At 62.3% G+C, this 13089-nt stretch carries 12 protein-coding genes; 3 read left to right on the top strand and 9 right to left on the bottom strand.

All coding sequences use genetic code 11. The features are described from left to right. Positions 1-115: 115 nt before the first annotated feature. The 4 genes from U1A24_RS05735 to U1A24_RS05720 are packed head-to-tail and all read right to left on the bottom strand — an operon-like array spanning position 116 to position 3345. A complete protein-coding gene (locus U1A24_RS05735) occupies positions 116-787 on the bottom strand; it encodes an alpha/beta hydrolase (protein ID WP_322321013.1) in 672 nt (223 codons plus the stop codon). Further along, positions 780-1568, bottom strand: coding sequence for an alpha/beta fold hydrolase (locus U1A24_RS05730; protein ID WP_322321049.1), 789 nt, complete (start codon positions 1566-1568; stop codon positions 780-782). Before U1A24_RS05730 ends, U1A24_RS05735 begins: the two co-directional genes overlap by 8 nt. Then, on the bottom strand, positions 1565-2512 hold the full coding sequence (locus U1A24_RS05725) for a threonine/serine dehydratase (protein ID WP_322321012.1): 948 nt from the start codon (positions 2510-2512) through the stop codon (positions 1565-1567). The genes U1A24_RS05730 and U1A24_RS05725 overlap by 4 nt, the downstream gene beginning before the upstream one ends. Further along, positions 2509-3345 carry an alpha/beta hydrolase gene (locus U1A24_RS05720; protein ID WP_322321011.1) on the bottom strand — a complete coding sequence of 279 codons (837 nt, stop codon included), beginning with the start codon at positions 3343-3345 and terminating at the stop codon, positions 2509-2511. The genes U1A24_RS05725 and U1A24_RS05720 overlap by 4 nt, the downstream gene beginning before the upstream one ends. Before the next feature lie 387 nt (positions 3346-3732). Between U1A24_RS05720 and U1A24_RS05715 the strand changes: the two genes are divergently transcribed. From U1A24_RS05715 to U1A24_RS05705, 3 genes are all read left to right on the top strand, one after another. Next, positions 3733-5511 carry an ABC transporter transmembrane domain-containing protein gene (locus U1A24_RS05715; protein WP_322321010.1) on the top strand — a complete coding sequence of 593 codons (1779 nt, stop codon included), beginning with the start codon at positions 3733-3735 and terminating at the stop codon, positions 5509-5511. A 124-nt stretch (positions 5512-5635) separates the two neighbouring features. Beyond that, a complete protein-coding gene (locus tag U1A24_RS05710) occupies positions 5636-7531 on the top strand; it encodes an acyl-CoA synthetase (RefSeq protein ID WP_322321009.1) in 1896 nt (631 codons plus the stop codon). A gap of 105 nt (positions 7532-7636) precedes the next feature. Then, positions 7637-8140, top strand: coding sequence for a hypothetical protein (locus tag U1A24_RS05705; protein WP_322321008.1), 504 nt, complete (start codon positions 7637-7639; stop codon positions 8138-8140). Between the two features lie 231 nt (positions 8141-8371). Here the strand turns inward: U1A24_RS05705 and dtd are convergent, their stop codons facing one another. From dtd to U1A24_RS05680, 5 genes are all read right to left on the bottom strand, one after another. Then, positions 8372-8815 carry a D-aminoacyl-tRNA deacylase gene (dtd, locus tag U1A24_RS05700; RefSeq protein WP_322321007.1) on the bottom strand — a complete coding sequence of 148 codons (444 nt, stop codon included), beginning with the start codon at positions 8813-8815 and terminating at the stop codon, positions 8372-8374. After that, positions 8812-9735, bottom strand: coding sequence for a carbohydrate kinase (locus U1A24_RS05695; protein ID WP_322321006.1), 924 nt, complete (start codon positions 9733-9735; stop codon positions 8812-8814). The genes dtd and U1A24_RS05695 overlap by 4 nt, the downstream gene beginning before the upstream one ends. A gap of 63 nt (positions 9736-9798) precedes the next feature. Next, on the bottom strand, positions 9799-10770 hold the full coding sequence (locus U1A24_RS05690; protein WP_322321005.1) for a phosphoribosylaminoimidazolesuccinocarboxamide synthase: 972 nt from the start codon (positions 10768-10770) through the stop codon (positions 9799-9801). An 81-nt stretch (positions 10771-10851) separates the two neighbouring features. Continuing rightward, positions 10852-11991, bottom strand: a complete 1140-nt coding sequence (locus U1A24_RS05685; RefSeq protein WP_416173461.1) for a primosomal protein N' (replication factor Y) - superfamily II helicase — start codon at positions 11989-11991, stop codon at positions 10852-10854. 6 nt (positions 11992-11997) lie between these two features. Further along, positions 11998-13089 (bottom strand): SPFH domain-containing protein, encoded by a 1092-nt coding sequence (locus U1A24_RS05680; RefSeq protein ID WP_322321004.1) that lies wholly within the window; start codon positions 13087-13089, stop codon positions 11998-12000.

The following is a 13089-nucleotide window of genomic DNA, read 5'->3' as shown; positions in this document are numbered from 1 at the left end:
AATCAAACGAACGCCTGACATAAACCAATTCCCTGACAATTCGATTAAAATTGTCATCCTCTGCGCGCAAATATCCCACGGGGGTCTGGGGGTGTGAAACACCCAGTTCAACGCTTCACCCAAAGGCCCGCATCATACCGGCAATCTCCGCCGCCAACCGCTCCGGCATCGCCAAAAACGGCGAATGCCCGCAAGGCAACGCGCTCTGCATCGCAATCCCCCGCGCCATATGTGCCTGAAACGCTGGCGGAATAGCCCGGTCGTCCAGACAGGCAATATACCCCCGAGGCAGCGCCTTAGCCGCCGTCACATCCGCAAGCGCCGTCTCCATCGGCTCCAAAGCCTCAAGGTACAACCGCCCGCTTTCATCCGCACAATCATGAAAAAATAAATCCTTAGCCCGCGCCGGATCAAAGCCAAACACCCCGCGCGCCCGGTCCACCACGAAAGCCCCATCCAAAGGCCGCTGCTCCCAGCCCCGGCGCATCTCTGCCAAAGACCGCTCCGCCTCGGGCATATAGCCGCAGACATAAATCAACCCGCGCACCAAAGGCGACACCGCCGCCCCTGTAATCGCAAACCCGCCCGCCGAATGCCCCACCAACACGCTCGGCACGCGCAACCCTGCCACCAGCGCCTCCACCTGCGCCCCGAGCGAGGTCGCTTCGCCACGCCCCGGCAAATCCACCGCCCGCGCCGTCACGCCCAAGGCAGCCAAAGCCGGGATCACCCGACCCCAAGCCCAAGCGCCGTGGCAGGCACCATGCACCAGCACAACCTCAAACATGACCAATGCTGCGCAAAAACTCGGCAATCACCCCGGCATATTCGGCTGGCTTCTCGACCATCGGCAGATGCCCCGCCCCGCGCATCAGATGCCACCTGCTGCCCAAGATCAAATCCGCCGTCTCGCGCACCAGATCCGGCGGCGTCGTGCCATCCAGCACCCCGGCGATCGCCAACGTCGGCAAGGTCAGCCCCGCCGTCGGCGTATAAAAATCGGTCCCGGCAATCGCACTCGCACAGCCCACCCAGCCGCGCGGATCCGTGCCCTCCAACATCGCCCGCACCCGCGGCATCCCCGCCACCTCGCGCCAGCGCCGCCCAAACATCCGCTCCATCGCCCCCGGCGCATAAGCCGCGAGCCCGTCAGCCTGCACAGAAGCCACCCGCTCGCCCCACATCGCCGCCGAGCCGATCTTGGCGGCGGTATTCGACAACACCATGCCGCGCACCAGATCCAGCCGCTTCACCGCCAGACCCTGCGCCACCAGCCCGCCCAAACTTAAACCAACGACAACCGCATCCCGCATCCCGAAATGCGCCATCATCCGCTCGCCATCGCGGATCAGCGCCCCCATCGCATAGGGCGGCTCTGGCACGTCCGACAGCCCATGCCCGCGCTGATCAAACCGCAAAATCCGGCAACCCGAGGGCAATAGCCCAACCACCTCATCCCAGATCGTCAGGTTCGTCCCCAACGCATGCAACAGCACCACCGCAGGCCCGCCCACCGGCCCCGAGACCTCGGCATTCAACCGGATATCGTCGAGATAGACCAACATCAGCCAAACCGCTCCATCGCGCCCTGAAACACCGCCGGATCGACATTGCCGCCCGAGGCCACCGCAATCACCGTATCCGGCAATCCGTCGTGGAACAAAGCCGCCGCCAGCGCCACAGCACCCCCCGGCTCCAGCACGATGCGCAGGTGCTGAAACGCCAGCACCATCGCCCGCAAAGCCTCATCATCGCTCACCACCAACCCCGGCCCGCACAGCCGCTGCATGATCGGAAAGGTGATCTCGCCCGGCATCGGCGTCACAATCGCATCGCAGAGCGACCCCGCCAATGTTGTATTCCGCAGCCGCGCGCCCGCTGCCAAAGACCGCGCCACATCGTCAAACCCCGCAGGCTCCACGGTGCGCACCCGAAACCGCCCTTCACAGGCCAGCGCGATGCCGCTCGTCAACCCCCCGCCACCGCAACAGGTCAGCACCTCCGCCTCACCGCCAAAGCCGGCCTCAAACTGCGCCACAATCTCCAGCCCAACCGAGCCTTGCCCCGCAATCACCTCCGGCTCGTCATAAGGCTTCACCAGCACCAAGCCGCGCTCGGCAGCCAGTGCCGCGCCAATCGCATCGCGGTCCTCGGTCTCGCGATCATAGAGAACCACCTCCGCGCCATAAGCCCGCGTGTTCTCAATCTTCACGCTCGGCGCATCCGCTGGCATCACGATCACCGCGGGCAAGCCGTGCTGGGCTGCCGCCAAAGCCACCCCCTGCGCATGATTGCCCGAGGAAAACGCAATCACCCCCTTGGCATCCCGCAACGCCGACACCGCCGCCCAGCCGCCACGATACTTGAAGCTGCCGGTCCATTGCAGACACTCTGCCTTTACCAGCACCCGCCGCCCGGCAATGCGGTCCAAGAGCGGCGCATTCAGCAAAGGCGTCAGCCGCGCATGGCCTTCAAGCCGCTTCGCCGCCGCCCGGATCATCTCGATATTCATTTGCCCACCTTCGCGCCACAAGCCGCCAGAAACGCTCCGATCACCGCCAAACTCTCCGGCTCATCCAGAAACGGAATATGCGCCCGATCCGGCACCTGCCCAAAAATCATGTCCGGGCGCCGCTTCTGCATCTCAGCCACCGCCGCCATGCTCAACAGATCCGAGTTCGCCCCCCGGATCAGCGCCAAAGGCAGCCCGACGCAGGCATCAAACAACGGCCAGGCATCGCCCACCGGCCCCTCAAACCCCGCCAGAAAACTCTCGCGCAGCGCCGGATCATAGGTGATCCGCAACCCCTCCGGCCCCTCGGTGTAATGCAGCCGCGCCTCCTCGGCCCACCGCTCGGGCGAGACCACAAACCCCGGCATCGCGCCGGGCAACCGCTCTGCCAGTGCCGCATGGGTTTTCACAAACGGATTGCGCCCGACATAGTCGAAAATCCGCTCCAACCCCTTGCGTTCGATCACTGGCCCAATGTCATTCAAGCACAGCCCGAGCAGCCGATCCTTCGCCAACACCGCCAGCAGCATCCCGATCAACCCACCGCGAGACGTGCCCAACACCGCCGCCCGCTGAACCTCCAAGTGATCCAGCAACTCCAGCGCATCCTTGCCTTCTTGCGGCACGGTGTAGGTTGCAGCCCCCGTCCAAGCACTTGCCCCCCGCCCGCGATAATCCATCCGAATCCAGCGCACGCCCGACACATGCGGGCGCAAATAGTCGAAATCCGCCATCGTCCGCGTCAGCCCCGCCAGACACAGCAGCGGCAAACCTTCGCCCTCATCGCTGTAAGCCAGCTTCGCGCCATCTGAAGTAGTGAAGAAATCGACCATATCAGCCCCCTGTTTGCCGCAACCTGCCACGGGCCGCCACGGTGGGGAAGGGGGCCAGTCATCTTCTGGCGATCTGCCAATGACACCACGCCCGCCGTTCTTGCCCGATTTGTTCCCAAACAAATCGGGGCGCGCCTGCCTGCCCCCGGCAGGCGCGAAATGCGCCAGCCCAGTCAGGCGCGCCCCTATTTCCAACTGTCGGTTTGTGGCACAACACCCCTTGCTCAACGGCTTTCAGCCTAATGAGCAACTCACCGCAAAACTCTGCCCCGCAGAGTTTTCTTTCGGTTCGGCCCCCGCCCAACCAAAAGCCCACGCGACATAGCGCCGCTTGCGGCCCAGCCCGCGCGGCCTTAGACGCTTGACCAAGCTAACAAGGGCGAGATCATGGCCGACACCACCACCGAACAACGCGCAAAGTCCAAAAAAGTCGGTGCCCTGCGCGGCCTCTGGCCTTTCCTGCGCCCGTATCGCCCGATGATGATCACCGCTGGCCTTGCGCTGATCCTCACTGCCTCGGTCAGCCTGATCCTGCCCATGGCCGTCCGTCGCGTGATCGACAACTTCAATGAGGGCGACCTTGGCCTTGTCGACAAATACTTCGGCGCGGCCTTGCTGATCGCCGCCACCTTGGCGCTGGGCACCGGCATCCGCTATTACTTCGTCACCCGTCTGGGCGAGCGTGTCGTCACCGACATCCGCCGCGCCCTGTTTGATCGCGTCATGGGCATGAGCCCCGCGTATTTTGAGAAAATCCTGACAGGCGAAGTGCTTAGCCGCATCACCACCGACACCACCCTGATCCTGTCGGTGATCGGCAGTTCCGTCTCGGTCGCCCTGCGCAACATGCTCACCGTCCTCGGCGGCATGGTGCTGATGAGCCTGACCTCGTTCAAACTGACCGGCCTCGTGCTGCTGATCGTCCCCGCCATCATCATCCCCATCGTCATTCTGGGTCGTCGCCTGCGCAACCAAAGCCGCGAGAACCAAGACTGGATCGCGCAAAGCTCCGGCAAAGCCTCCGAAGCCCTTTCCGCCGTGCAAACCGTGCAAAGCTTCACCCACGAAACCCTGACCCGCGCCGATTTCGCCGCCGTCTCCGAGCAAAGTTTCATCTCCGCCAAAACCCGCATGGCCACCCGCGCCGCGATGACGGTGATCGTGATCTTCCTCGTCTTCGCAGGCGTTGTCGGCGTCCTCTGGATGGGCGCGCGCGATGTCCGCGACGGCACCATGACCCCCGGTCAACTGGTGCAGTTCGTGATCTACGCCGTCCTCGTCGCAGGTGCAGTCGGCTCGCTCTCCGAAATCTGGGGCGAACTCCAACGCGCCGCAGGGGCAACCGAGCGCCTTGTGGAAATGCTCGACGCCACCGACCCCGTCGTCGAACCCGCACGCCCCGCCACCCTGCCAAAACCCGTCAAAGGCGCCATCACCCTAAACAACGTGGCCTTCCACTACCCCGCCCGCCCCAACGCCCCCGCCCTGCACGGCATCTCGCTCCACGTCCAACCTGGCGAAACCGTCGCCCTCGTCGGCCCCTCGGGCGCTGGCAAATCCACCGTCCTGCAACTCTTGATGCGGTTTTACGACCCGCAATCCGGCAGCCTTTCCCTCGACGGCCAAGACCTCAAATCCCTCGCCCGCCAAGATTTCCGCTCTGCCATGGCCCTCGTCCCCCAAGACCCCGTTATCTTCGCCACCTCCGCCTTGGACAACATCCGCTTCGGCCGCCCCGACGCCACCCAAGCCGAGGTCGAAGCCGCCGCAAAAGCCGCCGCCGCCCACGACTTCATCACAGCCCTGCCAAACGGCTACCAAACCTACCTCGGCGAGCGCGGCGTTATGCTGTCGGGCGGCCAGAAACAACGCATCGCCATCGCCCGCGCCATCCTGCGCGACGCCCCCGTCCTGCTGCTCGACGAAGCCACCTCCGCGCTCGACGCTGAATCCGAACGCGCCGTACAAGCCGCCGTCGATCATCTGTCCAAAGGCCGCACCGTCATCGTCGTTGCCCACCGCCTCGCCACCGTCAAACGCGCCGACCGCATCGTCGTGCTCGATCAGGGCCGCATCGCCGCCGTAGGCACCCATGATGAACTCGTCGCCCAGGGCGGTCTCTACGCCCGCCTTGCCAAGCTGCAATTCACCGACGGGGCCGCCTAAGCTTTGACGTTGCGTTTCCGGGCGCGGTTTTCCTTGCTCCGTCCGACAAACTTCCCCATCCTGACCGCATCGAGGCCGCAACAGAATGGCCCGGTATCCGAAGAACAGACGGGGGAGGAACACTATGGGAAGCTTCGCATCACGCGCAGACCTCAAGGCCATTGAGGCTGAATCATCGTGGGAAAACCGCGACATCGCGCATTCGATCTATGATTTTCTGTCGCGCACCCGTGCCAAGCACGGCGCGCGCCCCGCGATCAGCTATCAACTGCTGTCCGGCCCCACCGATGCTGCCAAAACACTGACCTGGGATCAGCTGCACGCAAAAGTCACCCAGGCCGCCAACCTGTTCCGCAGCCTTGGCGTCGGTCCGAATGACGTGGTCGCCTATGTGCTGCCCAACGCTCTCGAAACCGCCGTCACCCTGCTTGCAGGTGCCACCGCAGGCATCGTCAACCCGATCAATCCGCTGCTGGAGCCCGCGCAGATCTCGTCGATCCTGCGCGAAACCGGGGCGAAAGTCGTCGTCACCCTGAAGCCGTTCCCGAAGACCGATCTGGCGCAAAAGGTGGCCGAGGCCGTGGCCCATGCCCCCAGCGTCAAGACCGTGCTGGAAGTCGATCTGAACGGCTATCTCACCCCGCCGAAAAGCTGGATCGTGCCCTTCGTGCGGCCGAAAAATCCGCACAAACACGCGGCCAACGTGCGGAATTTTAACGCCGAATGCGCCCGCCATCCCGGCGACAAACTCAGCTTCGCGGATCGCACCAAAGATCACACCGCCGCCTATTTCCACACCGGTGGCACCACCGGCATGCCCAAGGTCGCCCAGCACCGTGCCTCTGGCATGATCTACAACGGCTGGCTCGGTGGCCGCCTGCTGTTCCGCGAAACCGACATCGTGATGTGCCCGCTGCCGTTGTTCCACGTCTTCGCCGCCTACCCGATCTTGATGTCAATGATCGCATCTGGCGCACATGTGGTATTCCCCACCCCTGCAGGTTACCGGGGCGAGGGCGTGTTCGACAATCTCTGGAAGCTGATCGAACGCTGGCAGGTGACCTATCTTGTCACCGTGCCCACCGCACTTTCCGCCCTGCTGCAACGACCGGTCAACGCCAAGATCGACAGCTTGCGCGGCGCCTTCTCCGGCTCTGCCCCGCTGCCGATCGAGTTGTTCAACCGCTTTGAGAAAATCACCGGGGTGCAAATCGTCGAAGGCTACGGCCTGACCGAATGCACCTGCCTCGTCTCGGTCAATCCGCCCGATGGTGCGAAGAAGATCGGCTCGGTCGGCCTTGCCTTCCCGCATACCGAACTGCGCATCCTGCAAAAAACCCCCGACGGTTTCCGCATCTGCGAGGTCGATGAAGTCGGTGAAATCTGCGTCTCCAACCCCGGCGTCTTCCCCGGCTCCACCTATACCGAGCTGGATAAGAACCGCGATCTGTTTGCCGATGGCATCTTCCTGCGCACCGGCGATCTGGGCCGCGTCGACTCTGATGGCTATCTCTACATCACGGGCCGCGCCAAGGATCTGATCATTCGCGGCGGCCACAACATCGACCCCGCCATCATCGAAGAGGCGCTGATGGGCTGCGAAGGCGTAGGTTTCGTCGGGGCAATTGGTCAGCCCGACGGGCATTCCGGCGAATTGCCCTGCGCCTATGTTGAACTCACCAAAGGCGCGACGCTGACCAGCGCCGATCTGATGGATTACGCGAAAGCCCATATCGCCGAGCGTGCGGCCCAGCCGAAATACATCGAAATCCTGCCAGAACTGCCGAAAACCGCCGTTGGCAAGGTCTTCAAACCCGATCTGCGCCGGCTTGCCATCACCCGCATTTACAATGCGGCCTTGGCCGAGGCTGGCTTGCCCGTCACCGTGCAATCCGTGGTCGAGGACAAGAAGCGCGGTCTGGTCGCCAAACTCGCGGCCACCGGCCCTGCCTCGGCCGAGGCCGTCGGTGCGGTTTTGGGTGTGTTCAGCCAAAGCTGGGATTGGCTGGAAAAGCCCTAAACCCTGCGTTGTAAACCGCAGCCTGCGGCAAGATGACAGCCAAATTCATTTGCGGAACGGCGGATTCTCGCTGATCCTTTTCACAGAAACGTGAGGAGGATCGCGATGAACCTTTGGCAAATCGGCGTTGGTGCGGTGATGTTGGGCCTTGGTCTGGCCCCCAATTGGGCGCAAGCCGAACAACAAACCCTGTTCCAGCACAAAAACTGGATGGTGGCGGTCAATAGCTTTGACGATGGCGGGATTGCCTGTCAGGCGGCGGTGGACGAAGGCTCGGAAAGCTTCACGATCTGGGTGTTTCAGGACCAATCGGTGCGGCTGCAATTCTATTCGACCGATTGGAACTTCACCGAGGGCGAGACGGCGGATCTGCAAGTCGAGATTGACCGGCGCGGCGAATGGAGCCTGTCCAACGCGACCCTGACCGGAAACTCCGCCTTGTTCGATCTGCCCGACAGCGACAAGGGGGTGAAGCTTCTGGTCGAAATCGCGCAGGGCCGCACCGCCCATCTGCGCGATGCAAACGGCGATGCCGTGCGCGATTACTCGTTGGCAGGCTCAAAAGCCTCGATGTCGGCGCTGATCGAATGCGCCGAAGCGATCAAGTAAGAAAAATCCCAAAGGGAGAAAGCGATGGCGGGGTAGGGCGCGCCGCAGCATGAACTTCCTACAATTTGATTAAAATTTGCTTTCACATTGGCTTAAATATTCCACGGGGGTTTGGGGGTGTGAAACCCCCAATTCAACGCCTGCAAATGGCGCAAACATTAAAAATTCCTTAATTCGGCTACCCCAAGCCTCTGAATAAAAACACTAAAAAAAGGTCCCGAGTTGGGACCCTCACAAATCATCGGTATCCATCCAGATCGTCACCGGCCCATCATTGTTCAGGGCCACATCCATATCCGCGCCAAAAATCCCGCGGGCGACGACGATCCCCTCCGCCGCCATCCGCCCGGAAAAATACTCATACAACCGCCGCCCCTCCTCCGGTGCCGCCGCATAAGAAAACCCCGGCCGATTGCCGCGCAAATCCGCAGCCAAGGTGAACTGAGACACCACCAGCGCCGCCCCACCCGCATCCTTCACCGACAGGTTCATCTTGCCGCCCGCATCCTTGAAGATCCGCAGCTTGGCAATCTTCGCCGCCAACTTATCCGCCTGAACCTCCGTATCGCCCTGCATCGCACAGATCAGGATCAGCAACCCCGCGCCAATCTCCCCCACCACCGCGCCATCTACCGAGACAGACGCGCGAGAAACCCGCTGCAGCAGCGCCCTCAAAGCTCACTCGCCCAAGGCGGGTTCGCCCCCGCCCGAGACACCGTCACCGCCGCCGCCCGCGTCCCCAAACTCAGCGCGCTGTCCAGCTCCGCATCCGAAAGCCCCGCCACCCGCGCCTTCGACAACGCCCCCGCCTGATGCAACGCCGCCAAAACCCCGGCGTTAAACGTATCCCCCGCGCCAACAGTATCGACCACCGTCACCTTCTGCGCCGCGACAAACCGATCCTGCGTCGCCGTCACCGCCCGCGCCCCCGCAGCCCCCTCAGTGATGAACACCACCTTCGGCCCCTTCGCCAGAATCCCGCGCGCCAATCCAACCAGATCACCTTCGCCTTCCAGCCAGTGCAGATCCTCATCCGACAGCTTCACAATATCCGCCCGCGCCACCATCCGCTCGATCCGCGCGCGATATTCCACCTCTTTACCTGCAATAAAGCCGGGTCGGATGTTGGGATCAATCATCGTCACACGGCTCGCGGCCTCGCGCGCCTGCAGCGCTTCATAGGTGCTCGCCGCCGGATCATTCACCAATGAAATCCCACCTACAAACACCGCCTCAACCTCATCCCCCAACACGGGCAAATCCGAAAGCGCCAGCATCCGCCCTGCCGTGCCCTCGTCATAAAACGCGTAGGTTGCTTGCCCATTCACCAGCTTGACGAACGCCACCGTGGTCGGGCGATCTGACCGCGCGCATAGTGAAGTATCCACGCCTGACGTGGCCAAAGTATCGGCCAAAATCTCGCCCAGCATGTCGTTCGACACCCCTGAGAAAAACCCCGAAGGCGCGCCCAGCCGCCCCAAAGCCATCGCCGTGTTGAACACCGCCCCGCCCGCGTAGGGCGCGAAAGAAGCCTCACCCAAAGTCGATATGCGCGGCAGCATGTCGATCAGGGCTTCACCACAGGACAGAATCATCACGGCCTCCTTGCGCGTTTGCGCGAGATTACACGACAGGCCCCTGTTAGCGCAAACATACGCTTACACGAAATAGGGTTTCAGATTTTCCCGCACACGCTCCAGCGGGGTCGCCCCATTCAGATCGGGCACAAATTTTTGCCCGGTGATCGCCTCGAACGCCTCAATATAGACTTTCGAAGTCGCCTGAATGATGTCCGCTGGAATTTCCGGGATGTCATCGACATAAGGATCACAGCGCGCGCCGACCCAAGACCGGATCACATCCTTGTCGAAACTCGGCGGCCGCGACCCCGCCTCAAACGCCGCTTGATAGCCTGAGGCGATCCAATATCGGCTGGAATCCGGCGTATGAATCTCGTCGGCAATCAGGATATTGCCATCGGCGTCCAGCCCGAACTCATACTTGGTATCCACCAAGATCAATCCACGCTCTGCCGCCATCTTCTGCCCGCGCGCGAACAAGGCCAGCGCCTTGGCCGACACATCCGCCCATTGCGCGGCGGTCAACAGCCCTTGCGAAACAATGTCTTGCGCCGTCAAAGGCTCGTCATGCCCACCGTCAAACGCCTTCGAGGTCGGGGTGATGATCGGCGCAGGCAACACCTGATTGTCGCGCAAACCATCGGGCAGCACATGGCCATACATCGCCCGCGCGCCCTTTTTGTATTGCGTCAGCACCGAGGTCGAAGTCGTCCCCGCCAGATAGCCGCGCACCACCACTTCCACCGGAAGGATTGTGACAAGCTTGCCGATCACCACATTCGGGTCGGGGTAGGCCAGCACATGATTGGGGCAAATATCGGCAGTATGGTCAAACCAGAACCGCGCCATCTGGGTCAGCACCTGGCCCTTGAACGGGATCGCCGCCAAAATCCGGTCAAACGCCGAAATCCGGTCGGACGAGATCAAAATCCGCCGCGCAGGTTGGTCCGCCGTCGCCGGCAGATCGTAGCAATCGCGGACCTTGCCGAAATAGGGGTTTGGCAATTCGGCGATGCGGGCATGGTGAAGAACGCGGGAAAGATCGGTCACGGATTGGCCCCCAAGATGCCCAGAACTGCTGTTTCGCCTATCGCGCGCAAGGTGCCGAGAGTCAACCAGCCCACCATCAGATCAGTTCATCCAATCCGGCCGCGACAGTCCAAAGATCGACGGATCGTAAAGATAAGCCGCCCCTGCCGCCAGAATAACCGCGCCCAGCACCGCAAACGCGATCTTCCATGCGCTATAGGGCCGCTCGCCTTGCACTTCGCCAGTCTGGCCGTTCACCAAAAACCGATAGCTTTTGCCGCCGTATTTATAGGCCGCCATCCAGATCGGCAGCAGGACATGCTTGAATTTTTCGGCGCTGTAATCGGTATCAACCGAGTCTACCCGTTGCTCGTCGCCGCCAATGTCGCGGCGCACATCGCCCTCGATCACCCCGGCCATCACAGCTTTCGCGCTGCCCCAGCCATCCGCCAAACCAACCGTATAGCCCTCGGCCTGAAAGCCCGCGAGGTAATCGGCGGAATAGGGCTGCAGTTTCCCCAAATCCCACGGCGTCAGATCATTGCCCAACCTTGCGGGCAGGCTACTGGAGGCCATCACCAACACATCGTCGAAATCCCGCGACACCCGGCCCGAGGCCGCATGCCAGCGCGTCTTGCGCACCTGTTGCTGCCGCCGCTCGGTCTTGCCGTTGACGGTGACATTCACCCATTGGGTTTCGTAGTAATACTCGCCGCGCTGACCGCGATAGCGGCTGTCGGTATCGGCGTCAAAGGTCCAGAACGGCGCGTAGATCCCCGCCATTGCCCGACCCGCCCGGGTGTATTCCAGCAGCGAGTTCGGCGCGAACCACAGGCTGCCCAGCCAGCCTTTCAAGGCGGTGCGCGCTTGGCTTTCCGTTAGCTCAAACGGCACCAAAGCCTGCGGTTTGATCCGGCGATGACTGCCAGTATCGACCACCACGGGCGTCGCACAGAACGGGCATTGGGTGGCGTGATTGGCACCCTGAAACTCCACCACAGCGCCGCATTTCGGGCAAGAGGTAGAGCGCACCTCGTCGCTGGCGGCATCCGGCAGGTCATCCGATAGACCCTTGGCAAGATCGTGTTCAGCCAAAGCCTTCGCCTTCTGGCGCGGGGCTTTGGCGGGGATGGCTTGGACAAAGCCGCAATGGTCACATTTCAACTCGGTCTGAACCGGCGCATAGCGCAGGTCGGCCCCGCACTGCGCACAGGGCCAGTGATTTGCTTCCGTCACGGCCATCAAAGATCACCCAGCCGGAGGCGGTGGCGGCACCATCGCGAACAGCTTGGCAAGCTCAGTATCGCCCGCAGCCTTCCAGCCATCCTGCCCCGCCGTCCACACCTGCGAGGTGCGGCTGATCGCGCCAGATGCTGCCATGCTGGCCAGTTCGCTTTCCGAAAACGGCCCCTTGGTCGCGCCATTTTCAGCGACATGCCAAGCCTTGCCCGCAGTCGGTGGTGGCGGCGGTGGAGCGGCAGCCGCAGGCGCAGCCCCCCAAGGCCCCGCCCCGCTGGCCATGTTCATCCCCATGCCCGCCGCCATGCCAGCGCCCACCATCGCGCCCACGCCGCTGTTGGGCTGCGCCATGCCCTCAGCCGCATTAAACTGCATGTATTTGTTCAAATCACCCGCCACGCCCATCGAGGTGCGCTTGTCGAGCACCTTCTCGACTTCTTCCGGCAAGCTGATATTTTCGATGTAGAATTCCGGGATCGACAGCCCGTATTCGGTGATCTTCGGCGCAATCGCTGTGGCGATCAGCTTGCCCAGATCGGCGGTATTCGCCGCCATATCCAGCACGGGTATCCCCGATTTCGCCAGCACCTGACTGGCTTCCTGCACGATCACATTGCGGATTTGCAGGCTGATCTCATCCGAGGTGAACTCGCCGTCGGTGCCGACGATCTCACGCAGGAATACCGCAGGGTCCGCCACCCGCATCGAATAAGTGCCAAAGGCGCGCAGCCGCACCGGGCCAAATTCCGGGTCGCGGCACATGATCGGGTTCTTGGTGCCCCATTTCTGATCGTTGAACCGCGTGGTGTTGATGAAATAGATCTCGGATTTGAACGGGGAATCGAAGCCGTGATCCCAGTGCTGCAAGGTCGTCATGATCGGCATGTTGTTGGTTTCCAACATATACATGCCCGGCCCGAACACATCGGCCAGCTGGCCCTCATGCACAAACACCGCCGCCTGACCTTCGCGCACCGTCAGCTTGGCGCCATATTTGATCGCGTTGCCATGCCGCTCGAACCGCCACACCATCGTGTCGCGGGTGTCATCCAGCCAGGTGATGACATCGACAAATTCGCCCTTCAGAAATCCGAAAACCAT

It is taken from the genome of Cypionkella sp. (assembly GCF_034376685.1).
Classification (GTDB): domain Bacteria; phylum Pseudomonadota; class Alphaproteobacteria; order Rhodobacterales; family Rhodobacteraceae; genus Cypionkella.
The sequence above is the reverse complement of the archived record's forward strand: the minus strand, read 5'-3'. Positions and strand labels throughout refer to the sequence as shown.

Coding starts and splice junctions, on each gene's coding strand:
- U1A24_RS05735 (WP_322321013.1), bottom strand. CDS start 787: ATGTTTGAGGTTGTGCTGGTGCATGGTGCCTGCCACGGCGCTTGGGCT.
- U1A24_RS05725 (WP_322321012.1), bottom strand. CDS start 2,512: ATGAATATCGAGATGATCCGGGCGGCGGCGAAGCGGCTTGAAGGCCAT.
- U1A24_RS05720 (WP_322321011.1), bottom strand. CDS start 3,345: ATGGTCGATTTCTTCACTACTTCAGATGGCGCGAAGCTGGCTTACAGC.
- U1A24_RS05715 (WP_322321010.1), top strand. CDS start 3,733: ATGGCCGACACCACCACCGAACAACGCGCAAAGTCCAAAAAAGTCGGT.
- U1A24_RS05710 (WP_322321009.1), top strand. CDS start 5,636: ATGGGAAGCTTCGCATCACGCGCAGACCTCAAGGCCATTGAGGCTGAA.
- U1A24_RS05705 (WP_322321008.1), top strand. CDS start 7,637: ATGAACCTTTGGCAAATCGGCGTTGGTGCGGTGATGTTGGGCCTTGGT.
- U1A24_RS05695 (WP_322321006.1), bottom strand. CDS start 9,735: ATGATTCTGTCCTGTGGTGAAGCCCTGATCGACATGCTGCCGCGCATA.
- U1A24_RS05685 (WP_416173461.1), bottom strand. CDS start 11,991: ATGGCCGTGACGGAAGCAAATCACTGGCCCTGTGCGCAGTGCGGGGCC.
- U1A24_RS05680 (WP_322321004.1), bottom strand. CDS start 13,089: ATGGTTTTCGGATTTCTGAAGGGCGAATTTGTCGATGTCATCACCTGG.